31 protein-coding genes are annotated in these 23,943 nt (G+C 67.7%); 15 read left to right on the top strand and 16 right to left on the bottom strand.

Annotated features, from left to right (window positions below; translation table 11 throughout):
- Nucleotides 1-40: 40 nt before the first annotated feature.
- Genes A3ES_RS0139540 through A3ES_RS0139555 form a run of 4 tightly spaced genes read right to left on the bottom strand, consistent with a single transcriptional unit; the run spans nt 41 to nt 2,423 of the window.
- Nucleotides 41-802 carry an isocitrate lyase/PEP mutase family protein gene (locus tag A3ES_RS0139540; protein ID WP_020392377.1) on the bottom strand — a complete coding sequence of 254 codons (762 nt, stop codon included), beginning with the start codon at nt 800-802 and terminating at the stop codon, nt 41-43.
- Nucleotides 803-809: 7 nt separating this feature from the next.
- The gene (locus A3ES_RS0139545; protein WP_020392378.1) at nt 810-1,619 is read right to left on the bottom strand and encodes an SDR family NAD(P)-dependent oxidoreductase; all 810 of its coding nucleotides are present in this window, start codon (nt 1,617-1,619) and stop codon (nt 810-812) included.
- On the bottom strand, nt 1,612-1,977 hold the full coding sequence (locus A3ES_RS0139550; RefSeq protein WP_020392379.1) for an ArsR/SmtB family transcription factor: 366 nt from the start codon (nt 1,975-1,977) through the stop codon (nt 1,612-1,614). Before A3ES_RS0139550 ends, A3ES_RS0139545 begins: the two co-directional genes overlap by 8 nt.
- A complete protein-coding gene (locus A3ES_RS0139555; RefSeq protein ID WP_020392380.1) occupies nt 1,974-2,423 on the bottom strand; it encodes an SRPBCC family protein in 450 nt (149 codons plus the stop codon). The genes A3ES_RS0139550 and A3ES_RS0139555 overlap by 4 nt, the downstream gene beginning before the upstream one ends.
- A gap of 268 nt (nt 2,424-2,691) precedes the next feature.
- Here A3ES_RS0139555 and A3ES_RS55290 point away from each other — a divergent pair, with 268 nt between their 5' ends.
- Nucleotides 2,692-2,868, top strand: coding sequence for a hypothetical protein (locus A3ES_RS55290; protein WP_020392381.1), 177 nt, complete (start codon nt 2,692-2,694; stop codon nt 2,866-2,868).
- A 115-nt stretch (nt 2,869-2,983) separates the two neighbouring features.
- Complete coding sequence (locus A3ES_RS55775; RefSeq protein WP_020392382.1) at nt 2,984-3,253, top strand: cytochrome c oxidase assembly protein; 270 nt, start codon at nt 2,984-2,986, stop codon at nt 3,251-3,253.
- A gap of 219 nt (nt 3,254-3,472) precedes the next feature.
- On the opposite strand, the gene A3ES_RS0139570 is transcribed toward A3ES_RS55775, so the two are convergent.
- A complete protein-coding gene (locus A3ES_RS0139570; RefSeq protein ID WP_020392383.1) occupies nt 3,473-4,144 on the bottom strand; it encodes a response regulator in 672 nt (223 codons plus the stop codon).
- Nucleotides 4,141-5,322, bottom strand: a complete 1,182-nt coding sequence (locus tag A3ES_RS50070; RefSeq protein WP_020392384.1) for a sensor histidine kinase — start codon at nt 5,320-5,322, stop codon at nt 4,141-4,143. The genes A3ES_RS0139570 and A3ES_RS50070 overlap by 4 nt, the downstream gene beginning before the upstream one ends.
- A gap of 165 nt (nt 5,323-5,487) precedes the next feature.
- Here A3ES_RS50070 and A3ES_RS54650 point away from each other — a divergent pair, with 165 nt between their 5' ends.
- The 3 genes from A3ES_RS54650 to A3ES_RS0139585 are packed head-to-tail and all read left to right on the top strand — an operon-like array spanning nt 5,488 to nt 8,808.
- A complete protein-coding gene (locus tag A3ES_RS54650; RefSeq protein WP_020392385.1) occupies nt 5,488-5,640 on the top strand; it encodes a hypothetical protein in 153 nt (50 codons plus the stop codon).
- Nucleotides 5,633-6,367: an ABC transporter ATP-binding protein gene (locus A3ES_RS0139580; RefSeq protein ID WP_020392386.1), complete on the top strand. Its 735-nt coding sequence runs from the start codon at nt 5,633-5,635 to the stop codon at nt 6,365-6,367. Before A3ES_RS54650 ends, A3ES_RS0139580 begins: the two co-directional genes overlap by 8 nt.
- The gene (locus tag A3ES_RS0139585; RefSeq protein WP_020392387.1) at nt 6,364-8,808 is read left to right on the top strand and encodes an FtsX-like permease family protein; all 2,445 of its coding nucleotides are present in this window, start codon (nt 6,364-6,366) and stop codon (nt 8,806-8,808) included. The genes A3ES_RS0139580 and A3ES_RS0139585 overlap by 4 nt, the downstream gene beginning before the upstream one ends.
- Before the next feature lie 74 nt (nt 8,809-8,882).
- On the opposite strand, the gene A3ES_RS0139590 is transcribed toward A3ES_RS0139585, so the two are convergent.
- From A3ES_RS0139590 to A3ES_RS0139615, 6 genes are all read right to left on the bottom strand, one after another.
- Nucleotides 8,883-9,929, bottom strand: coding sequence for a cation diffusion facilitator family transporter (locus tag A3ES_RS0139590; RefSeq protein ID WP_020392388.1), 1,047 nt, complete (start codon nt 9,927-9,929; stop codon nt 8,883-8,885).
- A 24-nt stretch (nt 9,930-9,953) separates the two neighbouring features.
- Nucleotides 9,954-10,340 (bottom strand): ArsR/SmtB family transcription factor, encoded by a 387-nt coding sequence (locus A3ES_RS0139595; protein ID WP_063746045.1) that lies wholly within the window; start codon nt 10,338-10,340, stop codon nt 9,954-9,956.
- A gap of 98 nt (nt 10,341-10,438) precedes the next feature.
- On the bottom strand, nt 10,439-11,011 hold the full coding sequence (locus A3ES_RS0139600; RefSeq protein ID WP_020392390.1) for a dihydrofolate reductase family protein: 573 nt from the start codon (nt 11,009-11,011) through the stop codon (nt 10,439-10,441).
- Nucleotides 11,012-11,100: 89 nt separating this feature from the next.
- Entirely contained in the window at nt 11,101-11,889 is a 789-nt protein-coding gene (locus tag A3ES_RS0139605) for a MerR family transcriptional regulator (RefSeq protein WP_020392391.1), read from the bottom strand.
- A 15-nt stretch (nt 11,890-11,904) separates the two neighbouring features.
- The gene (locus tag A3ES_RS0139610) at nt 11,905-12,681 is read right to left on the bottom strand and encodes an ABC transporter permease (RefSeq protein ID WP_020392392.1); all 777 of its coding nucleotides are present in this window, start codon (nt 12,679-12,681) and stop codon (nt 11,905-11,907) included.
- A gap of 9 nt (nt 12,682-12,690) precedes the next feature.
- Nucleotides 12,691-13,473: an ABC transporter ATP-binding protein gene (locus A3ES_RS0139615; RefSeq protein WP_020392393.1), complete on the bottom strand. Its 783-nt coding sequence runs from the start codon at nt 13,471-13,473 to the stop codon at nt 12,691-12,693.
- Between the two features lie 221 nt (nt 13,474-13,694).
- Between A3ES_RS0139615 and A3ES_RS50075 the strand changes: the two genes are divergently transcribed.
- Genes A3ES_RS50075 through A3ES_RS0139645 form a run of 6 tightly spaced genes read left to right on the top strand, consistent with a single transcriptional unit; the run spans nt 13,695 to nt 16,615 of the window.
- Entirely contained in the window at nt 13,695-14,150 is a 456-nt protein-coding gene (locus A3ES_RS50075; protein ID WP_237745182.1) for a DUF4383 domain-containing protein, read from the top strand.
- Between the two features lie 15 nt (nt 14,151-14,165).
- Complete coding sequence (locus A3ES_RS0139625) at nt 14,166-14,402, top strand: hypothetical protein (protein WP_020392395.1); 237 nt, start codon at nt 14,166-14,168, stop codon at nt 14,400-14,402.
- 31 nt (nt 14,403-14,433) lie between these two features.
- Nucleotides 14,434-14,727, top strand: a complete 294-nt coding sequence (locus A3ES_RS50080; protein ID WP_020392396.1) for a BON domain-containing protein — start codon at nt 14,434-14,436, stop codon at nt 14,725-14,727.
- Nucleotides 14,728-14,784: 57 nt separating this feature from the next.
- Nucleotides 14,785-15,486: an arsenate reductase/protein-tyrosine-phosphatase family protein gene (locus A3ES_RS0139635; protein ID WP_026163619.1), complete on the top strand. Its 702-nt coding sequence runs from the start codon at nt 14,785-14,787 to the stop codon at nt 15,484-15,486.
- Complete coding sequence (locus A3ES_RS0139640; protein ID WP_026163620.1) at nt 15,483-16,217, top strand: aquaporin; 735 nt, start codon at nt 15,483-15,485, stop codon at nt 16,215-16,217. The genes A3ES_RS0139635 and A3ES_RS0139640 overlap by 4 nt, the downstream gene beginning before the upstream one ends.
- Entirely contained in the window at nt 16,214-16,615 is a 402-nt protein-coding gene (locus A3ES_RS0139645; protein ID WP_020392399.1) for an arsenate reductase ArsC, read from the top strand. Before A3ES_RS0139640 ends, A3ES_RS0139645 begins: the two co-directional genes overlap by 4 nt.
- Before the next feature lie 220 nt (nt 16,616-16,835).
- Here A3ES_RS0139645 and A3ES_RS0139650 read toward each other — a convergent pair whose 3' ends face one another.
- Nucleotides 16,836-17,207, bottom strand: coding sequence for an ArsR/SmtB family transcription factor (locus A3ES_RS0139650; protein ID WP_020392400.1), 372 nt, complete (start codon nt 17,205-17,207; stop codon nt 16,836-16,838).
- A gap of 101 nt (nt 17,208-17,308) precedes the next feature.
- Here A3ES_RS0139650 and A3ES_RS0139655 point away from each other — a divergent pair, with 101 nt between their 5' ends.
- Together A3ES_RS0139655 and A3ES_RS0139660 are read left to right on the top strand one after the other, a co-directional pair.
- Nucleotides 17,309-18,733, top strand: a complete 1,425-nt coding sequence (locus A3ES_RS0139655) for an FAD-dependent oxidoreductase (protein WP_020392401.1) — start codon at nt 17,309-17,311, stop codon at nt 18,731-18,733.
- Between the two features lie 88 nt (nt 18,734-18,821).
- Nucleotides 18,822-20,072 carry an MFS transporter gene (locus tag A3ES_RS0139660; RefSeq protein WP_020392402.1) on the top strand — a complete coding sequence of 417 codons (1,251 nt, stop codon included), beginning with the start codon at nt 18,822-18,824 and terminating at the stop codon, nt 20,070-20,072.
- On the opposite strand, the gene A3ES_RS0139665 is transcribed toward A3ES_RS0139660, so the two are convergent.
- Nucleotides 20,069-20,425, bottom strand: a complete 357-nt coding sequence (locus A3ES_RS0139665; RefSeq protein WP_020392403.1) for a YciI family protein — start codon at nt 20,423-20,425, stop codon at nt 20,069-20,071. The two genes, A3ES_RS0139660 and A3ES_RS0139665, sit on opposite strands and share 4 nt — an antisense overlap.
- A gap of 117 nt (nt 20,426-20,542) precedes the next feature.
- Here A3ES_RS0139665 and A3ES_RS0139670 point away from each other — a divergent pair, with 117 nt between their 5' ends.
- A complete protein-coding gene (locus A3ES_RS0139670) occupies nt 20,543-20,935 on the top strand; it encodes a hypothetical protein (protein ID WP_020392404.1) in 393 nt (130 codons plus the stop codon).
- The gene (locus A3ES_RS0139675) at nt 20,868-21,659 is read left to right on the top strand and encodes a tetratricopeptide repeat protein (RefSeq protein WP_020392405.1); all 792 of its coding nucleotides are present in this window, start codon (nt 20,868-20,870) and stop codon (nt 21,657-21,659) included. The genes A3ES_RS0139670 and A3ES_RS0139675 overlap by 68 nt, the downstream gene beginning before the upstream one ends.
- 965 nt (nt 21,660-22,624) lie before the next feature.
- On the opposite strand, the gene A3ES_RS51945 is transcribed toward A3ES_RS0139675, so the two are convergent.
- Entirely contained in the window at nt 22,625-23,614 is a 990-nt protein-coding gene (locus A3ES_RS51945; RefSeq protein ID WP_237745183.1) for an HNH endonuclease signature motif containing protein, read from the bottom strand.
- Entirely contained in the window at nt 23,544-23,933 is a 390-nt protein-coding gene (locus tag A3ES_RS57330) for a DUF222 domain-containing protein (protein WP_026163621.1), read from the bottom strand. The genes A3ES_RS51945 and A3ES_RS57330 overlap by 71 nt, the downstream gene beginning before the upstream one ends.
- Between the last annotated feature and the right edge of the window lie 10 nt (nt 23,934-23,943).

Below are 23,943 nucleotides of genomic sequence, written 5' to 3' on the forward strand. Positions count from 1 at the left end.
GGCCGTGGGAGGTGAGCAACACACCTCCCACGGCCGCCCTCTACTTCCGCGCCTCGAGGAGCGTCTGGAGGTCGGTGTGTAGGTGGTCGAGGGCGCTGCGGTACAGCTGAGGACCGACGGAGACCCGGGCTACGCCTAGTGCGCGGAGCTTGGACAGCGAGCCGCCCTTCAGGGGAAAGCCTGCGTTTACCGGTGCGTCGACCTCGGTGAGGATGGCGCGGAGGTCGTTCGGGGTGGCTCCGGGAGGGAAGATGCAGTCTGCGCCGGCTGACCAGTAGGCCTTGGCTCTGGTGATTGCGTCGGGGCGCTGCTGGTTCTCGGGTAGGGGAGAGGTGTGGAAGAAGGAGTCGATTCGGGCGTTGATGACCAGCGGTACGCCGATGCGGTCGGCGGCTGCACGCATTTTGGTGATGTAGGTGGCGCGTACGTCGACGTCGAGTAGGCCGCCGTTGGCGTGATCCGTGTCCTCGATGTTGCAGCCGACTGCTCCGATGTCGATCAGGAGTTCGGCCAGCTCCTCGGCCGGCATCCCGTAGCCGGCCTCGGCGTCGACGGTGACCGGTACGTCGACAGAGGCTGCGATGCGTTGAGCGACGTACAGCATCTCGTCGCTCGGGGCGCCCTCGCCGTCGTCGTAGCCCAGAGCGGCGGAGATCGCGTTGCTCGCGGTCGCGATCACCGGGAAGCCTGCGTCGACGACGGCGCGGGCGCTGCCCACGTCCCAGGCGTTCGGCAGTACCAGCGGGTCGCCCGGGATGTGCAGGGAACGAAGCAGCTTGGCCTTGTCGGCTTGATCAGACATAGGGGCCTCAGTCAACCAGTGCGCCGGCGGACAGATTGGCGATCGTTCCGGTCATGACTCCAGCTCGGTCCGAGGCCAGGAACGCGGCCGTCTCCGCGACTTCGGTGAGCGTAGGCAGCCGCTTGAGCAGCGTCCCCTGCGCCATCCCACCTTCGAGGAACTCCTGGACAGACTGCCCGGCGCCTGCAGCCATTGGCTCGAAGAGGTCACTGGTGTAGGAACCCGCTGCCGGCGCATCGACGACAGCGTGCGGACGGATGCCGATCACTCGGATGTTGCGAGGTGCCAGTTCGGCGGCCAGTACTCGCGAGAAGGCCTCCTTGCCGGCCGCGCTCACGCTATGTCCCAAGATGCCGCCGACAGCCAGCTTGGAACCCGGCTCGGACAAAGTCAGGATGACGCCAGGACGGTCGCCGCCCATGTGCCGCGCTACCGCCTTGCTGGTGATGAACAGCGTCCGCAGAAAGCCATCGACCGGACGCATGAACTCCTCCAGCGAGAGGTCCGCCAGGAAGGTTCCCTGGTCGTGCATCACACTCACGGCGTTCACGGCGATGTCGATACTGCCGGCCGTCGCCGCGACCGCTTCGGCGTGCTTTTCGACCGCCTGCTGATCGAGTACGTCGACTTGCGCGGTCTCGACCTTTCCGCCCGTGGCGGCGATCTCATCCGCCACGGCGTCGAGTTTCGCCTGCGTCCGCCCGGCGATGAAGACCCTCGCGCCTTCCCGGGCGAATACTCGTGCGATCGCGCCGCCGATAGCGCCCCCGCCGCCATAGATGACAGCGTTCTTGTCGCTGAGCAGTAGCTCACTCATCTGTGTTCCCCAAAGGTGATTGATTCTTCGTCTGACGCTGGATCTGTTCCGCCAGGCGCTTGATGCGGTTCAGCCGCGTATCCCAGGTCTTGCCGACCTCATTCAGTTGGCGTACGGCGCGGGCGAGTTGCGCCTCGTCGACCTCGTACCGCCGCTCGCGTCCCATCGGGGTCGCGTGCACGAGGCCGGCGCGATCGAGGACGCCCAGGTGCTTCGTGACCGCCTGGCGCGTGATCGGGAGACAGTCGCTGAGGCTGGTCGGAGTACCGACTCCTTCCGCGAGCAGCAGGTCGAGCAGGCGACGCCTGATCGGGTCGCCGATCGCCGACCAGAGTTCGTCGTCGACGGCAACGGTCATCGCGGCACCACGGAAGGAGCGTAGGTCTGCAGCCTGGGCAGGAACAGGTCCCAGCCGCGCTCGTGGTCGTGGAAGGCATCCTCGAGTACTGCGGCCTCCCAGCCCTTCTCCCGGAAGCCGCTCTCGGTCAGGCGCAGAATCGTGCCGTCGCCGGAAGGCTCGAGCTCGAAGGTGACGAGAAGAGAGTTGCCTGCATCGGGCACCTGACCAGCAGGAGCGACCCAGCGGAACGTGAACTTGCGGGGCGGATCCATGTCGACGACCTTGATCACCTCCACCGCGGCGCGGTCACCCCACACCACTTCGCCGACCGAGCCTGGTACGGGCTCGAACGACGCGTCATCGGGCCACCACATCTTGATGTGCTCGGGACGACTCACCACGTCGAACACGATCTCCGGTGCCGCGTCGATTCGGATCTCGCGCTCCAGCTTTCCGAACTCCACTACAGACCTCCAATAAGCAACCAACGGTTGCGCATGACTGTAGTAGTCGCGCCGGCGATCCGCAACCCAATGTTGCGCGATGGGTGGCGCGGCTGCCCGGGCTCAGAACCCCGCGACATCTAAACTCCTCGAGCGAACGGGACGACAGGAGCGTCCTGGAGGAGAAGGCGGAGGAAGATGCCCTACGCGAACGAGCAGGACCGGTACGACGCGATCCGGGTAGCCACGATCGCTAAGCTGAGGTCGCGGCGGGCGACAGCCTGCCCGAGTGCATGACCAGCGTCGTGATGGCCGCCGGCCGCTCGCAGCCGTGATCAAGCTGGGTGGAGACAAAGCTGCCTCACTCCGCGAAGAGCAGGGCGAGACCTCCGACGGTGTAGGCGACCATGATGCGCCGTCGACCCGGCGTCCGAATGGCGACAGTCTCGCCATCAGGGTCGCGTAGACCTCGAACGGATCGGCCGACGAGAGCCACCGGTCGCCGAACACCATGGCGCCGACGCCGACGATGGCGACGTACAGGGCCATCCAGGCCTGGATCACCGGCAGGATGGCTCGCCGTGGTCCTGGTGCTGACCGGTGCCTATGCGATTGGTGTCGCCGTGCTGCGAAGGAACGGCGTGCAGTGGCCGGTCGGCCGGATCATCAGCTGGTTCGCCGCCCTGCTGACGCTTCTGGCGATGTCCTGCACTGGCGTCGGGAAGCTGGGCATGATGCTGTTCAGCGTCCACATGGCCCAGCACATGGTGCTCTCGATGCTGACGCCGATCCTGTTGTTGCTGGGTGCACCCGTCACCCTCGCCCTCCGCGCTCTCCCGGCCACCAGTTGATGCTGATCCACTTCCTGCTGGTAGGGCTGGTGTTCTTCGGGCCGGTCCTGCGCGTCGACCCGTGGCCACGTCTTACTGCGCGCGCCTCGACCGCCAGGCGACCCGCGACGGCGACGCCGCGCTGGAGGCCTATAACGCCAAGCTTCGCCGTCTCCACGAAGCATCGCCGGTCAGCTGATCGCCCGGCTCACGTCTCCGTCCGGTAGGGCCGTCCGCGACCTAGGACCTCTCCTGGTTCGAGGGGCGGACGAGGCCGGACTCGTAGGCGAGAATGACGACCTGGATGCGGTCGCGGAGGCCGAGCTTCATCAGCAGACGCTTGACGTGAGTGCGGATGGTGGACTCCTCAACGACGAGCTCGGCGGCGATCTCGCGGTTGGTGAGTCCGCGGGCGACCTGGGTGAACACCTCTCGCTCGCGGGGCGTCAAGGCGGCGAGCCGGTCGATGGCCGTGGAATCGGCAAGTGCTGGTGAGCCGGCGACATGGTCGATCAGCAATCTGGTCACCGAGGGGGACAGCAGAGCGTCGCCGGCATGAACCGCGTGCACGGCGGCGATGAGATCTTCGGGCCGGCTTCGCTTGACCAGGAAGCCGGATGCGCCTGCGCGCAGGGCGCTGAAGACGTACTCGTCGTGCTCGAACGTCGTGAGGATCAAGACCTTGGTCTCGGGTGCGAGGCGCAGGACTTCGCGGGTGGCGGTGATGCCGTCGGTGCCGGGCATGCGGACGTCCATCAGTACGACGTCCGGTGCGACGGTCACGGCCAGATCGATCGCTTGACGACCGGTCGCCGCCTGGCCGGCGATTTCGATCGTGGGATCGGCGGTGAGAAGCTCGGCCAGGCCGGCACGCATCAGATCCTCGTCGTCAGCGATCAGTACTCGGGTCATTCCGCGGGATCCCCGATCGGCAGGCAGATCCTCAGTTCGAACACATCCGCGGTACGCCGGGTGACCAGGGTACCGCCCGCAAGCTCAGCTCGCTCGCGCATACCGATCAAGCCGTGCCCGCCGGTCGAACGGGTCTCCCGGCGCCCTGGGCTGATCGGGTTGGTGACCACGAGCTCGACGATCTCGTTGCCATAGGCCACCAACAGCTGAGCGGCCCCGGTGCCGTGCTTGGTGGCGTTGGTGAGGGCCTCCTGAGCGATCCGGTACGCCGCCCGATCGGTTGCTGGTGGCAAGCGCCGCGGCTCACCGGTCTGCCGCAGCCGCACCGGCCGGGCGGACCGTTCCACCAGTTCGCCCAACTGTGCGACGCCGCCGGCCGGCTCGAGGGCGCCTCCCTCGGCGGTGCGTAACGAGCGCACGGTCTGATCAATCTCGGCCGCCGTCTGTCGCGCGAGTTCCTCGATGGACCGCAGCGCAGCCAGGGAGCGGCCAGGATCGTCCGGATGGCGCAGGCGTGCAGCACCGGCTCGTACTGCGATCAACGTGATCGCGTGACCGGCGGAATCGTGCAGGTCACGGGCGATCCGGGCCCGTTCCTCGGCGACGGCCAGCATCCGCTCGCGGGCCGCGTCCTGCGCGATCCGGCCCGCGCGATCGCGAAGCTCGTCGAGCTGCTCGCGGCGCAGCCGGTGCCGATCGCCGGCGAACCAGGCAGCGGCCCAGAGCAGTCCGCTGTGCAGCAGTTCGCTCGTCGGCACCTTCTGCTGTGCTAGCCCAGTGGCGACCAGGAAGGGCGTCAGGAGCAGCACGGTGACCGCGGTGGTCGATCTGGTCCAGCGAACCTGCGGAGTCCGGCTCGTCGCCACGAGGAACAGGGCGGCGGCTGGTCCGGGGTTGAGCTCGATCCCTCGGCCCGTGGCGGCGAGCAGTGCGCTGAACGCCGCCGTCACCACGAAGACACCGATGGGGGACCGGCGCCACATCGACAGCGGCAGCGTCGAGCCGGCCAGCAGGACGAGATGCCACGTGCCGAGCTCGACGGGTCGAGTGGATGGGCCGACGCCGTGCTGCAGCTGGATCAGGGCGAGGGTTGCCGCGATCGTCGCGACGGCGAGATCTATCGCCCACGGAACCCATGGGCTCACGGGCAACCTGCGGTGCGCGGTCAGGCCGGTCATCGTCTGTCGAGCTTAACCAGGGCTGAGCAGAACCGGCGTCACCCCGCAGGGGGATGTTCGTCGACTCAGGGGGGAGAGCGAAGGATCCCCCTGCGAGGCGATTCGGGCGACGGCCGGACCAGGTGAATCTGGCCGGACAACACCACTTCGTGGAAGGACCCGCTGATGAATGCTCCACCTCCCGGGCGAGAGACGCGCGACCGATCGCGGCGGTGGCTGATGATCGTCCTCGCTGTCGTGGCGATCGTGGGTCTGCTCCTCGTCGTTGCGGCGCTCGCCGGCGGCGGAGACGGACACGGCCCGCAGCGACATGGGTGAGGTTGTCGTGATCGGGAGCGAGAAGGGGTCGGAAGCGATCAGGCTGAGTGCCGTCGGCAAGAGCTACCACACCAGCGCGGGCGACTTCGTCGCACTGCGATCGGTTGACGTTCAGGTGGCGGCCGGTGAGTTCGTCGCCGTGGTCGGCAGGTCTGGCAGCGGGAAGACGACGCTACTGAACCTGCTTGCCGGTATCGACCGACCCACCACCGGCACGGTTCGGGTCGCCGGGACTGAGCTGGGGACGTTGTCGGAGTCCGACCTCGCGGTCTGGCGCGGAGCGAGCGTCGGGTTGGTGTTCCAGTTCTTCCAGTTGCTGCCGACGCTGACAGTGCTGGAGAACGTCATGCTTCCGATGGACTTCGCATCCCGGCTCACCTCCGCGGAGCGGTACGAGCGGGCCCGGGAGCTTCTCGATCGGGTTGGCATCGGGGACCAGGTGGACAAGTTGCCGATGGCACTGTCGGGTGGCCAGCAGCAGCGTGCGGCGATCGCGCGGGCGCTGGCGAACGATCCTCCGCTGGTACTGGCCGACGAGCCGACCGGAAATCTGGACTCGGCAACAGCCGACGCCGTACTCCGGCTCTTCGCGGAACTGAACCAGGAGGGGCGCACCATCGTCGTCGTCACTCATCAGACCGACATCCGCTCCCTGGTGAGCCGTGAGATCACGCTGCGGGACGGCCTTGTGGTCAGCGATGTCGATGCCGCGGGAGTGGCCCGATGAGCGGGTTGTTGTCGCGCAAACTGCGGCGCGACGTCCGAGCCGGATGGTCCCGCTTCGTCTTGATGGTCGTCGCCCTCACGGTCAGCCTGACGGTCTTCGGCGGGATGCTGTTCGCCTGGAGTGCGATCGGCCGCGAGACCGGCGGCGCCTACGCGGCGACCGAACCGGCCTCGGCCACGCTCGTGTTCCGTACAGGTCTGGGCACCAGCACGATGTCCGCCGTCGTGGCTGCCGCTCGGAGCCGGCCGGGAGTGATCGCGTCGGCCGGCCGGGCTCAGTTCGACACGGAGGCGGCCATAGCGGGCAGCGCGCGTCCCTACCCGATGCAGGTGTTCGTCGCCGCACCCGACGACCCGATGCGCTTGGCGAAGTTCGACCTCGGGGGACCCGCTTGGCCGCCGGCACCGGGAGAAGTACGGATCGGACGCGACTCGCTGTCGCTGCTCGGCGCGGCTGTCGGCGACCCGATCCGGCTTCGGCTGCCGAATGGCCGGACAGCCAGCCTGCGGATCGCGGGAACCGTCTACGATCCGAGTCTCGCCCCGTCGCCGCAGGAACAGCGTGGCCGCGCCTACGTGTCCCTGGCGACGATGGTAGGAGCGGGTGATCCGGCCGTCCTCGATCAGCTGAAGATCCAGGTCGCCGATCCCGGCGGGACGCTCCCGAGCCGTGACCGCGATCGGGTCGCCGCAGCCGCCGAGGACGTCGGCGAGTTCGTGCAGCGTCAGTACGGCGCACAGGTCGCGGAGATCCAGGTCCCGGAACCTTTCGCGCATCCGCATCAGTGGCAGGCCGATCTCCTGCTCGTCACCCTGCTGGTCGGTGCGGCGGCGGCTTTGCTGCTCAGCGCGATCCTGGTCGCGTCGATGCTGAACAACCTCTTCACCCAGCAGATCCCGCAGATCGGGATCCTTAAGGCGATCGGCGCGGGATCGGCCCGGATCAGCCGGGGGTATCTCGCGTTGACGCTGCTGATCTCCACCGCGGCGACGCTGATCGCGTTCGGCCCGGCGATGCTGATCGGCCGGATCTTCCTGCAAATGCTGCTGGACATGCTCGGCGTCCAGCCGGCCAGCGTGGCCCCGCCCTGGTGGGCAACGGCCGGCACCATCGGAGTGGGCGTCGGCCTGCCACCGTTGATCGCCCTCGTCCCGCTGGTGAAGGCAAGCCGGATCACGGTGCGAGCTGCGATGGATCACAGCGGTACCGGTCGTGCGGCCGGCCGCACGACCGGCGTCGTCGCCCGGCTGAGCCGGCTCCGCACCGTCGACCGCAGATTGCTGATGGCTCTGCGCAACACCTTTCGCCGCCCGGCCAGGTTCTGGCTGTCCGCGGGTCTGCTGGCTGGCGCCGGCGCTGTCTTCGTCAGCGGTCTGTCGTTGATTGCCGGCACGAACGCGGTCAACGCCCAGCAAGCCGCGCAGCGCGACTGGGATGTCGAAGTACGGCTCGCCAAGCCTACGGAGGTGAACGAACTGTCGGCGCTGGTGAGATCCGTTCCCGAGGTGGTGAAAGTGGCGGGCCTGAACATCATGCCCGCCGCCGTCGCACCGCCAGGACGGATCCCGCTCACTCGGACCTATCCCGACCAAGGACACGACAGCACCCGGCTCATCACCGTGAGCGGTGCCGGAGCGTCGCCTGGGAAGTTGCTGGAAGGCCGCTGGCTGGCGCCCGGCGAGACAGGCGCCGTAGTACTGAATCAGATCACCCGGAAGACCACGATTCCCGGCCTGGTGGTCGGTGACACGGTACAGCTCACCCTGGGCAGTACGACGACCGACTGGCGGGTGGTCGGCGTGGTCGAGGAGCGCGGCGACGCAGCGGCGTACGCCACGAGTGAAGGTTTAGCGGCCGCCACGCGGCGGCCGGTCGAAGCGAACCAGCTGCGCGTCTTCACCCAGGGGAAGGACGAAGCGGCGCGTACCCGGACAGCGGAAGCTATCGGTCAGGCGCTCGCCGCCGCTGGAGTGCAGGTGGTGTCGTCCGCGTCAATCAGCCGGAGTGAGGCGATCGGCACCGGCCATACCGGACCGGTGATCCTCGTCCTGGTCGGCGTCGCTTTGCCGCTGGGCCTGCTGGGCATTATCGGATTGGCGAGTACGACGTCGGCGAACGTGCTCGACCGGACGCGGGAGTTCGGCGTACTGCACGCGATCGGCGCCAAGCCGCGCGTAGTCCGCCGCATCGTCTTGACCGAGTCGATCTTCCTGGCTGTCGCGAGCTGCCTGCTCGCTGTCGGGCCCGCCCTCGCGTTGACCGCCGTACTGGGAAATGGCCTGGGAAACCTGTTCATGTCAGCCCCGCTGCCGTTCCGGGTGTCCGGTAGCGGCCTGGCCATTTGGTCCGCGCTCGCTGTTCTGGGTGCCGTACTGGCTACCGAGGCAGCCGCGACACGCGCATCCCGGATCACCGTTCGCGAGGCACTTGCCTCACTGTGACGACGAAGGAGTAATGCGATGGGACTCGGACAAACGGATTCTCGGCGGCCGGAACGGCCCGGCGAATGACAGCGTCATGCCGGGCTGCTGGTCAGGGGATGGGTGACGCCGGCGGGGTGTACGTGGACGTTCACCTCTTGCAGGTGGGGGGTCTCGAGGAGGAGACGGTGTTCCACGGTCTCGGCGATGGTGTGGGCCTCGGCCACCGAGAGATTCGGCTCGACGGTGATCTCGGCGTCGGCCACCAGGCGGTGGCCGCTCCAGCGAGCGCGCAGGGTCTCGACGTCGGTGACGCCTTCGGCCGTGCGGGCGGTGTGCGTCATCTGGTCGATCACGCCGTCGTCCACGCCGTCCATCAGCCGGCGGATCGTGATCCGCAGCGAGCTGACCAGGATGCCGAGGATCGCCACGGCGATGAACAGCCCGACGATGGCGTCGGCGCGCGCGAACCCTAGCCAGACGCCGACGACACCGAGTACGACGGCGATCGAGGTGAACCCGTCGACCCGGGCGTGCTGGCCTTCGGCGACCAGAGCAGCCGAGCCGATGCGCCTTCCCGCGCGGATGCGGTAGATCGCCACGATCTCGTTCCCCGCCGCACCGACGATGCCGGCAGCGAAGACCCAGCCGAGGTTGGTCAGCGGGCGCGGATCGACCAGCGCGTCGACCGATTCCCAGATGATGAGGCCGGCCGAGGCGGCGATCACGAGGGAGACTAAGAGCCCGACCAGGTCCTCCGCACGTCGATAGCCATAGGGGTAGCGCTTCGATGCGGCACGCTGCCCGATCTTGAAGGCGATCACCAGCGGGATGGTGGTGGCTGCGTGGCCGAGGTTGTGCAGTGTGTCTGCGAGGAGGGCGATCGATCCGGACGCCCAGACGATGACGACCTGGAGCAACGCGGTGATCATCATGCCCGCCAGGCCGATCCAGGCGGCGCGGATGCCTTCCCGGCTGGCTTCCTGAGCGGACTGGATCGCTTCGTTCGAGTCATGGGCATGGGGGACGAGGGCGTGCTTGAGCTTCGCCCACAGTCCGTCGCCGTGGTCGTCCTGGTGGCCGTGACCATGGCCGTGTTGGTGTGCGTGGGGGTGCTCGCGGTCGTGCTCTGGGCCGCTCATCGACTCTCTTCGTTCCCTGCCCTGTCAGGCATCGTTGGCTGGGTCGAGGTGAGTCACGGCGCCGGACGCCCGGTGATGTTCGGGAATTCCGTCGCTGGAGTGCTCGGCGTGGTAGATCGCGTCTTCGACGAGCTGGCCGGCATGAGAGTTCTCGATCCGGTAGAAGGCCTGGTTTCCCTGCTTCCGGGACCGGACGAGTCGTGCCAGCCGCAGCTTGGCCAGGTGCTGCGAGACCCCGGCCGGCGACTTACCGACCGCTTCGGCCAGGTCGTTGACCGTCATCTCACCGTCCAGCAGTGCCCACAGCAGCCGGACGCGGGTGGCGTCGGACAACATCCGGAAGACCTCTACGGCGAGTGCGACCTGCTCGTCGCCCGGCGTGTATCTCCGTGGCTGCGTATCTGCGCACATACGTAGATATTAAACAAAGTGTCGTCGCTTCGGCAAACCAGTTCACTGAGAGTGCGCAGTACCGCGGCGGAGGCAGCGGTGCCGAGCAGTACGGCGAACTAGACGTGCAGGGTGGGCCGGTAGGTGAGTTCTTGGGTGTTGCCGTCGAGGGTTCGGCTCTCGATCAGCTCTAGGTCGAAGTCGGCTCCGCCGTGGAAGATGGGGCCTACTCCGGTTTGACCGGTGATCACGGGGAAGACGGTGAGCTGGACACGGTCGACCAGGCCGGCGGCCATCAGTGCCCGGTTCAGCGAGAGGCTTCCGTGGGAGCGCAACGGGACAGCGGACTCCTCCTTGAGCCGGGCAACAATGTCGACGGCGTCGCCGGTGACGAGGGTTGCGTCCGGCCAGTCGAGGGGGCCTTTGAGGGTGGACGACACGACGGTTGCCGGCAGGTCCCTCATGCGGGCGACCCAGGGGTCGAGCACCTCGTCGGGGAGTGAGGCCAGCATCGCGGCGTTCGCCCGGTGGGTGTTGGCTCCGAAGACCATCCGCTGCTCCTCGGCGTACAAGGCGAGACGGCGGTCGAGCAGTTCGGGGCCTTGCTTGCCCCAGTAGCCGCCCCAGTCGCCACTGTGGGAGCCGTAGCCGTCGAGGCTGGAGAAGACGTCGAAGGTGTAGGTGGCGGTCATGATGTCCTCCTTGAGTATGGTCGGCCCTCGTGGGCGACGCTCACTCTTGCTACGAACACCTCGGCCCCGATCCGACACCGCCTCCCGGACTACTTGATCCTGTCGGCCGGTACTCGTTCGATGCGGGTCCAGCCTTTCCAGCCGCGTTGCTCCAGGATCGAGAGGACTCGCTCGGCGTGCGGTGAGGATTCGATCATGGTCGCGTCGAGCAAGGCGACGACCTGGTCGTCCATGGTTTCGTCGCCCAGTTCGCCGGCCTTGGCGGCGCGGATCAGCAGGCGCTCCACGATGTCGGCGACCTCGACGACCCGCCGGTCGTCGACCGGAGAGTCGGCCGCGCCGCTGGCCAGGTGGTCGCTGGCCAGTCGGTAGAGCCGCACCATGTCCGGGTCGTCCAGGTCCTCGTGCTTCTTCGCCATCACAGCATCGATCTCAGCCGGAATCTGGGCGGCGACCAGGATCCAGGCGTCCCGCTCCAAAACGATGTACTGGTCCTCGACGCCGAGACCACGCAGCCGGTCGAGGTACTCCACGACGCTCGGCGGGAGCGCCAGGTGGTCTCCAGCGGCGAGCCTGGCGAGCCGTTTGCGGGTGTTCTGCAGCCGCCGGATCTCGGCGCGGAGTTCCTTGTCGATGTCCTGAATGCCATCGGTGAACTCCTCCGCGCCGGCGTCGAGGAGTTCCTGTACGCGGGCCAGCGGTACGCCGGCATCGGCCAGGGTGTGGATCTGGATGAGTCGCACGACCGCGGTGGCGCCGTAGATCCGGTACCCCGAGTGGTCGCGCTCAGGCTCCGGCAGCAGCCCGATCTGGTGGTAGTGGCGCACAGCGCGCACCGTCACCCCGGCGTACCCCGCTAGCTGGCTGATGGTGAGCATGACTCTCAGACTGCCTCAGGCGATCTTCCGACGATAGGCGACCATCGCGAAGACGTACGCCACGACCAGGATGCCGACGCACCAGGCGAGGGCGGTCCAGATCTCGTTGCCGACCGGCTGCTCGGTGAAGAGGGCGCGGAGCGTGTTGACGATGGAGGTCACCGGCTGGTTCTCGGCGAACCACCGCACCGGGCCAGGCATGGTCTCGGTGGGCACGAAGGCCGAGCTGAGGAACGGCAGGAAGATGAGCGGGTAGGAGAACGCGCTCGCGCCTTCCATGGTCTTCGCGGTGAGACCGGGGATGATGGCGAGCCAGGTGAGCGCCAGAGTGAACAGGAGCAGGATGCCGGCGACCGCGAGCCACGCCGGTACTCCGGCCGCCGAGCGGAAGCCCATCAGGAGAGCGACGGCCACGACGATCACGAGCGAGATCACGTTGGCCACGAGCGAGGTCAGAACGTGGGCCCACAGCACGCCAGACCGTGCGATCGGCATGGACTGGAACCGCTCGAAGATCCCGCTCTTCATGTCCATGAACAGCCGGAACGCGGTGTAGGCGACGCCCGAGGCGATGGTGATGAGCAGGATGCCGGCCAGCATGTAGTTCAGATACGAAACCGAGCCTGTGTTGATCGCGCCGCCGAACACGTAGACGAACATCAGCATCATCGCGATCGGCATGATCGCGGTCGTGATGATCGCGGTCGTGATGATGGTGTCGACGCTGCGCGTGACGTGGCGCATGGTCCGTCCCGTGAGGACGGCGGTGTCGCCGAAGAAATGCGTAGCCATAGTTGTTCCCTACTTCCTGTTCGGCCCGGACTCGTTGCCTTCGCCAACGACCGCGAAGAAGACATCCTCGAGCGAGGGCTGCTTCTCGACGTACTCGACCTTGGCGGGCGGGAGGAGCTGCTTGAGCTCGGCGAGGGTGCCGTTCACGATGATCCGGCCCTGGTGCAGGATCGCGATCCGGTCGGCGAGCTGCTCGGCCTCCTCCAGGTACTGCGTCGTGAGCAGCACCGTCGTACCGCGTCCGGCGAGACTCCGCACGGTGTCCCACACCTCGATGCGCGCTTCGGGGTCGAGCCCGGTCGTCGGCTCGTCCAGGAAGACCACCGGCGGATCCCCGATCAGGCTCATCGCGATGTCGAGGCGACGACGCATCCCACCCGAGTACGTAGACACCTTGCGCGCACCCGCGTCGGTCAGGGAGAAACGCTTCAGCAACTCATCCGCGATCGCGCCCGGGTCCTTGAGGTGGCGCAGTCTCGCGACCAGTACGAGGTTCTCGCGCCCGCTGAGGATCTCGTCGACGGCCGCGAACTGCCCGGTGAGGCTGAAGGACTCCCGCACGTCTGACGGTTGCGTCGCGACATCGAATCCGTTGACGACAGCCGCTCCCGCATCGGCCTTCAGGAGCGTCGCCAGGATCCGCACGACCGTGGTCTTGCCCGCTCCGTTGGAGCCGAGCAGGGCGAAGATACTGCCCGGTGCGACGTCGAAGTCCACACCGCGCAGTACCTCGAGCTTCCCGTACGCCTTCTCCAAACCCTGCACGCGAATCGCCGGCTCCGCGGCCGTCATGAGCGATTCCAGTCATCTACCAAGAAGTTCATGCCCCAAGGGTTGACGTTACGTCAGGGTCAAGCCGTCGTCCTGCGTAGTGCTTGCGCCGGCGGGGTACCGGTGGTGTGCGCCGTCCGGTTGGCGGCTCGCGGAGCTGTTTCCGGCCGGGGCACCTATTCACCTGTACGAGGGAAGTGGTGAAGATGACCAGCCACGCTGCGCACAGCAGGACGATGAGGATGGCAAGCCCGGTGCAGACCGTGGCCACTGTGATAGGTGCAGGATTCCTGGTATTCGGGATCCTGGGGTTTGTTCCCGGTATCACGACCGGCTACGACACCATGACGTTTGCCGGGCACGAATCCGAAGCGATGCTGCTCGGCGCGTTCCAGGTGTCGGTGCTGCACAACGCCGTACACCTGCTGTTCGGTGTCGCGGGCCTCGTGCTCGCGCGGACGGCGACGGCGGCCCGCGGGTACCTGATCGGCGGCGGGATCATTTACCTGGCGTTGTGGATCTACGGCGCGATCATCGACCACGACAGTACTGCGAACTTCGTTCCGGTCAACATGGCCGACCAGTGGCTGCATCTGGGCCTTGCCGCGGGCATGGTGCTGCTCGGCATCGCCCTCGGGACCCGCTCGACAAAGACGGTCTCCGACCCAGACGAACCGGGGCCGGGCCCGATCATCTGACCTAGGGAGAACACGATGGCAACGTGTGAGGTCTGCAGCAACGAGTACGACGCTGCCTTCACCGTGATCCTCGCGGACGGGAGTTCGCACGTCTTCGACAGCCTCGAGTGCGCGGCCCACGGGATCGCCCCGACCTGCGCGCACTGCGGTTGCCGGGTGCTCGGTCACGGCATCCAGGAGGACACCGCGATCTACTGCTGCGCTCATTGCGCCCAGCTAGCCGGCGTAGACGGCGTCCGCGACCGCGTCTGACGGCGGGCACATTCTCTCGGAGGAGGTCGCGATGATTGATCCGTGGAGCTACCCACAGGACCGGTACTACTACAACTGGTGGGAAGGTCCGGTACCGCCGGGTCATCCCAGCGATCGTGAGATCAAGTCGACCGTGGTGAAGCGGCTGAAGGAGAACCCGCACACCAAGGACGACGACATCCAGGTCGATGTCAAGCAGTCCGTGGTGATCCTCGGCGGCGAGGTGTCGTCCTGGCTGGCCAAGCGGGCGGCCGGCGACGATGCCTGGGACACCGTCGGCGTCGTTGACGTCAGCAACCAACTGAAGCCCCGCCAACCCGCCTGACCGAACGCGACCCGTTCGGCTTGACATTGTGCCGTTCGCTCAGTGAATATTGAGTCAATGAGTGCTGAGCGAATGGCCATAGCTGATCGGGCCCGGATTCACGCGGCGCTTGGTGATCCCGCGCGGCTGGCGATTGTGGACACCCTGGTCGCGGGAGATGCCGCGCCGGGGGAGCTCGGGATGGTGCTGGAGATGCCTACCAATCTCATCGCCCATCATCTGAAGGTTCTGGAGGATGCCGGGCTGGTCATCCGGTCGCGGTCCGAAGGGGATCGCCGCCGTACCTACGTGCGGTTGGCGACCGAGGTTCTGGCGTCGGTCGTCACGCCGTCGTTGACCGAGGCTCCTCGAGTGGTGTTCGTGTGTACGCAGAACTCGGCCCGCTCCCAGCTGGCCGCTTCGATCTGGTCGCGGCGCAGCCACATCCCCGCGCTGTCGGCCGGCACCCAGCCCGCGGCAAAACCGCACCCGCGAGCAGTACGGGTCGCTCGTAAGCACGGACTGGATCCCGCCGCCTGGCGCACAAGCCACGTGGACGACGTCGTGGAGCGCGAGGACCTGATAGTCGCGGTGTGCGACGTCGCCTACGAGCACCTCCCGGCCGATGCGCGGCCGCGGCTGCACTGGTCAGTGCCCGATCCCGCGGCTGTCGACAACGACGCGGCCTTCGAGGCTGCCTACAGCGAGCTCACCGACCGCATCGACCGGCTGGCGACCGTCCTGTCGTCGGCGTCGAGCACGACCAGGCGCGGCCGATGAGTAGCGTTGTGCCGCTATGGCGACGAGCGGTCGCCGAGGCCGTCGGTACGGGGCTGCTGGTCACCGTCGTCGTGGGATCAGGGATCGCGGCCTCGGCCTTGTCGCCCGATGACGTCGGCCTGCAGTTGCTGGAGAACGCGTTCGCGACTGCACTAGGACTCGCAGTACTGATCCTGATGTTGGGGCCCGTGTCCGGCGCGCACTTCAACCCGGTCGTCTCGGCTGTCGACTGGTGGCTCGGGCGTCGGGCCGGCGCTGGCCTGACGCTGCGCGAGCTGGCGGCGTACATCCCGGCGCAGATTTCCGGTGCCATTGTGGGCGCCGTGCTCGCCAACCTCATGTACGCGAAAGCCGCCGTGTCCTGGGCGACCACCGACCGCAGTACCGGGCCTTTGTGGCTGGGCGAGGTGGTCGCGACCGCCGGACTCGTCGTGCTGATCTTCGCGCTGGCTTCGTCCGGTCGTGCCGCGCTGGCACCCGTTGCCGTCGGCGCCTATATCGGCTCGGCGTACTGGTTCACCTCATCGACCTCGTTCGCCAACCCTGCCGTGAGTATCGGCCGCGCGTTCAGCGACACCTTCGCCGGGATCGCGCCCGGATCCCTGCCTGGCTTCATCATTGCGCAGTTGATCGGTGCCGTCGTCGGAGTCGGGCTGCTCGCTGTTTTGTACCCCGAGGCGGCGCGGGCCGCCGACGAGATCGTCATCCCAACCTCCGGAGTAGCCAAGTGAGCAAGCCTGTCGTCCTGTTCGTCTGCGTCCACAACGCGGGCCGTTCCCAGATGGCCGCCGGCTGGCTTCGCCACCTGGCCGGCGACACTGTCGAGGTCCGTTCGGCCGGCTCGGCGCCTCGCGACCAGATCAACCCGACCGCTGTCGAGGCGATGCGCGAAGTCGGCATCGACATCACCGGCGCCATCCCGCAGTTGCTCGAGTACGACACCGCCCGTACCAGCGACGTCATCGTCACGATGGGCTGTGGGGATGCCTGCCCGGTCTTCCCCGGCAAGCGCTACGAGGACTGGGTACTCACAGACCCCGCAGGGCAGCCGATCGAGGTCGTCCGCCAGGTCCGCGACGAAATCCGCGCCCGCGTCGAGAAACTCGTCGGCGAGCTACGGATCGCCTGACGCCAGACGTGCCGAACCCACCACTCGTGGGCTCGCGCCCAGAACGGCGACCTCGGACAAGGTGTGCGGTGTCCGAGGTAACCGCTTGGGGTCCGAGCCCACCACTGGTGGGCTCGGACCCCAAGCGGCTGGTGCGTGTCGAGCGCGCGTTGGGGGAGGAGCGGGCCGGGGGCACCGATGACCGGCGCGCGTAACTGGCGGGGTGGTGCCACGATCGGGCTCAGCTGGCTGTGCCAGTGCGGGTGGCGGCGGGGGCCGACAGAAGCGTGGAGAGCCACTCGAGGCGTTCGGGCAGCGGCCAGTAGTAGACCCAGGTGCCGCGGCGTTGGCAGTCGACCAGGCCGGCTTCGCGGAGTACCCGCAGGTGGTGGGAGATCGTCGGACCGCTGACGTCGAACAGCGGAGTGATGTCGCAGACGCAGACCTCGTCGCCGGCCGAGGCGATGACCGACATCAGCCGCAGCCGGACCGGGTCCGCCAGTGCCTTGAAGACCGTCGCGCCCTCGCTCGCGGCTGCCGGGTCCAGCGCGGCGTCGGAGATCGGCGTACAGCAGCCACCGCTGAGCTCGAGGACGATCTTCTGTTTCGACATGCGTCTATCTTGACTCTTGTCGAATCAGGATGCAAGCTGGGCATCGCTGATTCGATGACTGTCGATGCAGCCAGATCCTTTGCAACCCTTGGAGAGCTCCGATGATCGTCCCTTCGAAAGACCTGCCGGTCGTGGTGATCGGTGCCGGCCCGGTGGGCCTGGCCGCTGCGGCGCACCTGGCGGACCGCGGTGTCGACTTCGTTGTCCTGGAGTCGGGTCCCAGCGCGGCCGCCGCGATCGAGGAATGGCGGCACGTCCGCCTGTTCAGCCCGTGGCGTTATGGCGTCGACTCCGCTGCCCGGCGACTGCTCGACGAGGCCGGCTGGACCGAGCCCGACCCGGACATGCTGCCGACCGGCGGCGACCTGATCGACCAGTACCTCGCGCCACTGGTGAAGACCCCGCAGCTAGCCGACCGGATCCAGTACGGCGCTGAGGTGGTTGCCGTGACCCGCGCCGGATTCGACCGGATCCGTACTGCGGGCCGCGACGACGCCCCGTTCCTGATCCGCCTGGCCGACGGCGAAGAGCTCACCGCGTCCGCTGTCGTGGACGCAGCGGGGACCTGGCGCAAACCCAACGTCCTGGGCGGATCCGGCATCCCCGCTCGCGGCGAGACCGATGCCGCCGACGCGGTCGCGCACGCGCTGCCCGACGTACTGGGCCGAGACCGCGCCCGGTTCGCAGGCCGCCGTACTGCGGTAGTCGGCGCGGGCCACTCCGCATCGACCACGCTGCTCGACCTCGGCGAACTGGCCGAGCAGGAACCCGGCACGGAGATCGTCTGGGTCGTCCGCGGAAGCAGCCAGGAACGGACCTATGGCGGCGGGGAAGCCGACGAACTGCCGGCCCGCGGCGCCCTCGGCGAGCGTGTCAAGAAGCTCGTTCAGTCCGGCCGAGTCGAACTAGTCGGCGGCTTCCGCACCGAAGGAATCACCCGTACTGCGGACGGCCGGGTTCAGCTCGTCGCAGGGGAGCAGGCCGTCGTGGCCGACACCGTGGTGAACTCGACCGGGTTCCGGCCGGACCACGGGGTCGTCGCCGAACTGCGCCTCGACCTGGACCCGATCCTTGGCTCGACCCGCGCGCTGGCGCCGTTGATCGACCCGAACAAGCACTCCTGCGGGACGGTCCCGCCGCACGGCGTCGACGAGCTCGCGCATCCCGAGCAGGGCTACTACGCGATCGGCGCCAAGTCGTACGGTCGCGCTCCGACCTTCCTGCTGGCCACCGGCTACGAGCAGGCCCGCTCGGTCGTCGCCGCGCTGGCCGGCGACTGGGAGGCTGCGCGCGACGTACAGCTCGATCTGCCGGAGACCGGCGTGTGCTCGTCGAGCTTGGCCTTCCCTGGCGAAGAAGCCACGGCGAGCAGTGGCTGCTGCGGTCCTGCTCCGCAGGCGACCGCGGGCAACTCGGCGGCGGAGCCGGCGCGGGCGACTTCCCGTGGATTGGCGACTGGCATCGGCGGCGGTCTGCTCACCGTCCTCGACCCCCCGAAGGTCACGCAATCCGGCTGCTGCAGCTGATGCACTCTCTGATCATTCGCCCCCTTTTGACCTCCTGTGGAGACAGCCCGGAGTTGCGGGGTCAGCGGCGTGGGTCAAAAGGGGGCGAATGATCAGGGGGATTCTGTCGACGGCCGCCGCTCCCGATCTCAAGCCGGGTAGCGGTGGCCGTTGGCGGTTGATCGCAGCGCTCGCAGTGACCCAGACGGTCGGCTACGGCGTCTTGTACTACGCGTTCAGCGCCTTGATCGGCCCGATGAGCAGCGATCTGCAGATCTCGACCGCGACGGCCGCGGGTGCGCTGACCATCGCAGTACTGACGACTGGGGCGATGGCGATCCCGGTCGGGCGTTGGCTCGATGCTCGTGGTGGGCACGCCTTGATGACCGTGGGGTCGGTGCTTGGTGCGATCGCTCTGGCTGCTTGGTCGCAGGTCCAGACAGCACCGCAGTTGTATGCGGTGTTCGTGCTGATCGGGGTCGCGTCATCGATGGTGCTGTACGGGCCGGCCTTTGCGGTGATCGTGGCCGTCACCGATCCAGTACGCCGTACTCAGTCGTTGCTCGCGGTCACGTTGGTTGGCGGGTTCGCCAGCTCCATCTTCATCCCGCTGACCGGCCGGCTCGTGGACGCCTACGACTGGCGCACCACCCTTCTGATCCTGCTCGCTATCTATGGCTTCCTCGCCATTCCCTTGCACGCTGTCGCTCTGCGGCACACCGGGCCCCGCCGTGTGTCTGCACCGGAGCGGGCTTCGCCGTCCCATGTACTGCGAGATCCGGGGTTCTGGCTACTCGCTGGAGCGTTCGTTCTGCACAGTGCTGCCCTGGCCGTGATCGCGATCCACCTCGTGCTCTATCTGATCAGCCTCGGTCACCCGCCAGCCATCGCGGCCACGTTGGCAGGCCTGCTGGGCTTGCTCTCGGTCACCGGTCGGGTCGTGACCACGGTGTCGCTCCGCTGGTTGCCGATGGCCACTATCGCGGCCGTCATCTTGATGGTGCAGGGCATCGCGATCGCCCTGCTGCCCTTGTTTGGAAGGCATCTGCTCGGCACGGTGGTGTGTCTGGTCCTGTTCGGCCTGGGCTTCGGGGTTGCTTCGATCGCCACCCCGGCCATCCTCCTCGACCGCTACGGCTCCACCGGCTACGCCACCATCGCAGGAACCCTCGCAACCCCCGTCCTCATCTCCCGCGCCTGCGCCCCGCTCGGCGGCGCAGTACTAGCCGCCGCCGTCGGCTACACCACAGTCATCCTGCTGGTCGCCGCAGCCTGCATCACCGCGGCGAGCTTCCTCGCCCTGACCCGTTGGCTCCCGGCCCATCACGCCGATCCGGCCGCAGCCTGCCCTGGGGCTTAGTCGGCCGTTGCCTCGGCGATCGATCTGGGCGCCCGCACCTTGGTGAACTGGATGTTGCCGGCGGGCATCATCCACGTCATCACCTCGACTGCCAACCGGCCGACCTGTACCGCGGGATCAGCCTCGGCATGTGCTCGAGCGGTAGCCGGGTCGACCGACCAGATGGAGAAGCCACGAAAGCGCTCGTCGTCCTGATCTGTCAGCGGTCCGCGAGCCAAGATCAGCCCGCGATCCTGCAGCCCGGCACCATGCGTCAGGTGCCGATCCTGCAGCTCGGCCGCCTGCTCCTCCGTCATGACAGGCGCATCCGGCCGCAACGTCAACAGAATCACGGTGTAGCTGTCGAATCGCATATGCCCAACCTACAAGCCGCTCACCGTCGAGGTGCAGACTCTGGATCTGGACGAGTAGAGAACCTCCGGCCGATCCGCGCATCAAGGTCTACAACGGGTGATGCGAGGGGATGAACCATGGCCAGTACGCCGGACAAGCTCACGATCGTGTCTGTCCGCCGGGTCATGGCGCTGGCGGGTCTGGGCGGCGCCCTGGCAGGCGGGGTCGCCTGGATCGCAGGGTGGCCGTACGCTCACGCCCTGACCACCGTCGGCCTGCTCATCATGGTGATCAGCTACGACTTCATGATCGAGCTGCGCGCTGGTCTCGGTGCGTTCCACACCCGCAACATCCAGAAGTTCAGCGACAAGTTCGATCCCGAGCAGGCCCTGGACTCCGCGGGCACGGCCGTGCACCACTTCCGGAAGCTAGCCGCCAAACACCCCGCCGAAAGCTGGCACCTTGCGCGCCGGCCACTTTTCGATCTCGCTCAACCGCGTCGCCGTCACCCTCGGCCGTCTGGACCGTGAGGCCGAGGCGATCCCTCACACCACGGAAGCAATCGCCCTCACCCGCCAGCTGGTCGCGCTGCACGAAGGCAGACTCGCCCTGAATCTGTCCAACCTGACGATCTCGCTGTTCGATGGCGAGGAGTGGGACCGCGCACTGCCGGTCGCGGAGGAAGCCTGGGAGATTCGCCGCCGCCTGGCCGCCACGGATCCAGAGCTGCGTGACGAGGCTGTCCTGGACGCGAACCAGTTGAGGACGATCCTGAACCGGCTGGATCGGCCGGGGCAGATCCAGCGCGTGTCCGAGGCGGTAGTCGGGTACGAGCGCGCGCTGCTCGCCGACGATCCCGCCCGGCTGCCTGAGTTCGCCGACGCTGTCCGGATGCTAGGCAACAGCCTGGTGGCCGAGGGGCGGGTCCCTGAAGGAAAGGCGCGCTGGTACGAGTCGCTCGAGCTGCAGAGGCGCTTTAGCGAGAACAACGACGATGGCCGCTCCGGCTACGCGGCCGCCTGCGAGGCGGTCGGCCACAGTCTGGGCCGACTCCGCCACGCCGAGGAGTCACTCACCGTCCACCGCGACGGCCTCGCCGTACGGCGAACGCTGGCGGCATCAGACACCCGGCACCACGAGCAGCTGGTGAGAGCACTGGCTAGTGCTGCTGCGCGACTCAACCGGTCCGAGCAACCCGAGCTGGCTAGGCAATTCGCAGCAAAAGGGCCTAGCGCTGTACCGCGAGCGCCCTGACTCCAGCGGCCCACCCGAGTTGCAGCAAGTCCTCCAGGAACTCGCGGAGGACCCCAGACGCGATGCGGATCAGGAGCCGTAGGGCGCGGAGCCGGTCAGGCATGGGCTGATGAAATCTGCTGCGTCCTGGCTGACCATGCCATCAACAAGAATCCTGCTGTCGAGAGTGCGGAGTGACATGAGCGAGCTGACCACCGATCGCCTGCTGGCAAACAGGGTGGGTTCACTCGTATATCCACCACGAGCGCCGGCGCCAGCCGGCATCAACGGTTGGGGAGGATGCTCGCGGGGGACCTGGGGCGGGTTTTAACCCGATCTGGGGGCAATTTCCTCCCCGCCCCGGCGAGGGTTGGTCGGCTTTGGGCACGGGCTAGGGCCGCCCGGGGCGGCTTGGGTGGCCGGCCGGTGCCCAAGGTGGCTGAGGCGGTCGACTTGGGGCACGGTGTGGGCGTCGAAAAGGCGGCAGCGGCAGGTGTGGGCGTCGTACAGCGGCAGCGGGCTGCGGGCAGGACCCGACCCTCACCGTTGGCGCTCGGCCCATTGACAGGGGACAGCCGGGGCGGGGCAGGACCCGACCTTGACCGTCGGCGCTCGGCCCATTGACAGGGGACAGCCGGGGCGGNACAGGGGACAGCCGGGGCGGGGCAGGACCCGACCTTGACCGTCGGCGCTCGGCCCATTGACAGGGGACAGCCGGGGCGGGGCAGGACCCGACCTTCACCGTTGGCGCTCCGACTATCGATAGCGGGCAGCCGGGCAGCGGGCATGGCGAGGAGCCCTCGGTCGGTGGCCGAGGGCTGGAGAGCGGGCAGTTGCCGGCGGCCACTGGGCGCTGCAAGCCTGCCGGGCGGCGAAGTCGAGGTCGATCCGGCGCTCGACCGCGGACAGGCAGAGCTCGGTCAGCCGCGGGCCCTCGACGCGGCTAACCAGGCCGACGTGCCGGGCCGCCGGCGGTGCGGTGGATGTTACGGGCCGGCGGCGGGATTGCTGTTGTCGCCCCAGGGATCAAGCAGGGCGACCGCCTCGGGGGTGAGCCAGGACAGGCCTCCGGTACCGGCTTGCACCTTCGGGCGCGGACTGGGCGGGGAGAAGAACCGGCCGGGATGGTCGTGGTCCAAGGCGCTGCCGGAGCCGGTAGAGGGCGGGCCGAAGTAGCGGGTCAGGTTGGTGAGGTTGGCTAGGTCGGCGGGGGTGGTGGGGCCGGGGCTGGTCCAGCCGGGGCGGGTGACCTGGACGACGCCGCGGGTGATGGTGATGGCCCAGTGGCCGGCATGCACCGCGCGGTGGTGGCCTGCGCATAGCAGCGCGAGATTCTGGATGGCGGTGGGGCCACCGTCGATCCAATGGATCAAATGGTGGGCGTGGCACTGCCAGGGCGGGGCTTTGCAGATCACGCAGCCCTTGTCGCGTCTGATCAGGGCGCGGCGGATCGCGCGGGTGACGTAGCGCTGTTCCATCCCGACATCCAAGGGTTGGGAGTCCGAGCCGAGCACGATGGGGATGACGACGGCGTCGCAGGCCAGCCGGCGTACGGCCGAGGCGGACAGGTTGTCGCCGTAGACCAGTTCGCCGACTGCTTGGGAGGTGGCGTTGCGGAGGTCTTCGAGGTCGATGGTGATGGTGATGTGCGGCACCCCCGGCCCACCCGACCCATTCGAGGCGCCGCACGTCCCGCAGGCACCCGACGTCTCGGACGCACCGGGCAGACCCGAGGTACCCCAGTCGTCTGAGTCGTCGAACGTTTCCGATGCACCGGACGCACCCGAGCCACCGGACGTACCTGGCGTACCGGACTCACCGGACATACCCGAGCCACCCCACGCATCTGAGCCATCGAACAGATCCGACGTACCGGCGCCACTGGACGTATCCGGGGTACCGGACTCACCGGACGTGCCGGAGTCGCCGGACGTGCCGGACCCACCGGCTGTACCAGGGGTGCGTTTGCGGGGCATGGTCGCGGCCGCTGCATTCAGGATGGCGGTGAAGGGCGTCGGCCTGGCGCTTGGCGTGCGGGCGCGGATCCAGCTCGCCATCAACAGTTCGGCGGGGCTTCGAGAGACGGTTGATCTGGACCCGGAGGAGTTCGGCGTTNTCGCCGGACAGGTAGCCGCTGATCTTCACACCGCCGTCGGCGCGCCGCAGCGACAGGGTTTCGTTGGCGTGGGCGTCGTCTTCGGCCGGTTCGGGGCCATCGGTGTCCAGCCTGTTCAGGACCTCGCGGCCGAAGTCCACCAAGCCGTCCGGGCTCAACAACCGGGCGGCTTCGATCATTTGTTCTTCG

Source organism: Kribbella catacumbae DSM 19601 (assembly GCF_000372465.1).
GTDB lineage: Bacteria > Actinomycetota > Actinomycetes > Propionibacteriales > Kribbellaceae > Kribbella > Kribbella catacumbae.

Bases quoted from the DNA above. Each gene is read 5' to 3' on its own strand.
- A3ES_RS0139540 (WP_020392377.1), bottom strand. From the start codon at position 802: ATGTCTGATCAAGCCGACAAGGCCAAGCTGCTTCGTTCCCTGCACATC.
- A3ES_RS0139545 (WP_020392378.1), bottom strand. From the start codon at position 1,619: ATGAGTGAGCTACTGCTCAGCGACAAGAACGCTGTCATCTATGGCGGC.
- A3ES_RS0139550 (WP_020392379.1), bottom strand. From the start codon at position 1,977: ATGACCGTTGCCGTCGACGACGAACTCTGGTCGGCGATCGGCGACCCG.
- A3ES_RS0139570 (WP_020392383.1), bottom strand. From the start codon at position 4,144: ATGACCCGAGTACTGATCGCTGACGACGAGGATCTGATGCGTGCCGGC.
- A3ES_RS50070 (WP_020392384.1), bottom strand. From the start codon at position 5,322: ATGACCGGCCTGACCGCGCACCGCAGGTTGCCCGTGAGCCCATGGGTT.
- A3ES_RS54650 (WP_020392385.1), top strand. From the start codon at position 5,488: ATGAATGCTCCACCTCCCGGGCGAGAGACGCGCGACCGATCGCGGCGG.
- A3ES_RS0139580 (WP_020392386.1), top strand. From the start codon at position 5,633: ATGGGTGAGGTTGTCGTGATCGGGAGCGAGAAGGGGTCGGAAGCGATC.
- A3ES_RS0139585 (WP_020392387.1), top strand. From the start codon at position 6,364: ATGAGCGGGTTGTTGTCGCGCAAACTGCGGCGCGACGTCCGAGCCGGA.
- A3ES_RS0139590 (WP_020392388.1), bottom strand. From the start codon at position 9,929: ATGAGCGGCCCAGAGCACGACCGCGAGCACCCCCACGCACACCAACAC.
- A3ES_RS0139595 (WP_063746045.1), bottom strand. From the start codon at position 10,340: ATGTGCGCAGATACGCAGCCACGGAGATACACGCCGGGCGACGAGCAG.
- A3ES_RS0139600 (WP_020392390.1), bottom strand. From the start codon at position 11,011: ATGACCGCCACCTACACCTTCGACGTCTTCTCCAGCCTCGACGGCTAC.
- A3ES_RS0139605 (WP_020392391.1), bottom strand. From the start codon at position 11,889: ATGCTCACCATCAGCCAGCTAGCGGGGTACGCCGGGGTGACGGTGCGC.
- A3ES_RS0139610 (WP_020392392.1), bottom strand. From the start codon at position 12,681: ATGGCTACGCATTTCTTCGGCGACACCGCCGTCCTCACGGGACGGACC.
- A3ES_RS0139615 (WP_020392393.1), bottom strand. From the start codon at position 13,473: ATGACGGCCGCGGAGCCGGCGATTCGCGTGCAGGGTTTGGAGAAGGCG.
- A3ES_RS50075 (WP_237745182.1), top strand. From the start codon at position 13,695: ATGGCAAGCCCGGTGCAGACCGTGGCCACTGTGATAGGTGCAGGATTC.
- A3ES_RS0139625 (WP_020392395.1), top strand. From the start codon at position 14,166: ATGGCAACGTGTGAGGTCTGCAGCAACGAGTACGACGCTGCCTTCACC.
- A3ES_RS50080 (WP_020392396.1), top strand. From the start codon at position 14,434: ATGATTGATCCGTGGAGCTACCCACAGGACCGGTACTACTACAACTGG.
- A3ES_RS0139635 (WP_026163619.1), top strand. From the start codon at position 14,785: ATGAGTGCTGAGCGAATGGCCATAGCTGATCGGGCCCGGATTCACGCG.
- A3ES_RS0139640 (WP_026163620.1), top strand. From the start codon at position 15,483: ATGAGTAGCGTTGTGCCGCTATGGCGACGAGCGGTCGCCGAGGCCGTC.
- A3ES_RS0139650 (WP_020392400.1), bottom strand. From the start codon at position 17,207: ATGTCGAAACAGAAGATCGTCCTCGAGCTCAGCGGTGGCTGCTGTACG.
- A3ES_RS0139655 (WP_020392401.1), top strand. From the start codon at position 17,309: ATGATCGTCCCTTCGAAAGACCTGCCGGTCGTGGTGATCGGTGCCGGC.
- A3ES_RS0139660 (WP_020392402.1), top strand. From the start codon at position 18,822: ATGATCAGGGGGATTCTGTCGACGGCCGCCGCTCCCGATCTCAAGCCG.
- A3ES_RS0139665 (WP_020392403.1), bottom strand. From the start codon at position 20,425: ATGCGATTCGACAGCTACACCGTGATTCTGTTGACGTTGCGGCCGGAT.
- A3ES_RS0139670 (WP_020392404.1), top strand. From the start codon at position 20,543: ATGGCCAGTACGCCGGACAAGCTCACGATCGTGTCTGTCCGCCGGGTC.
- A3ES_RS51945 (WP_237745183.1), bottom strand. From the start codon at position 23,614: ATGCCCCGCAAACGCACCCCTGGTACAGCCGGTGGGTCCGGCACGTCC.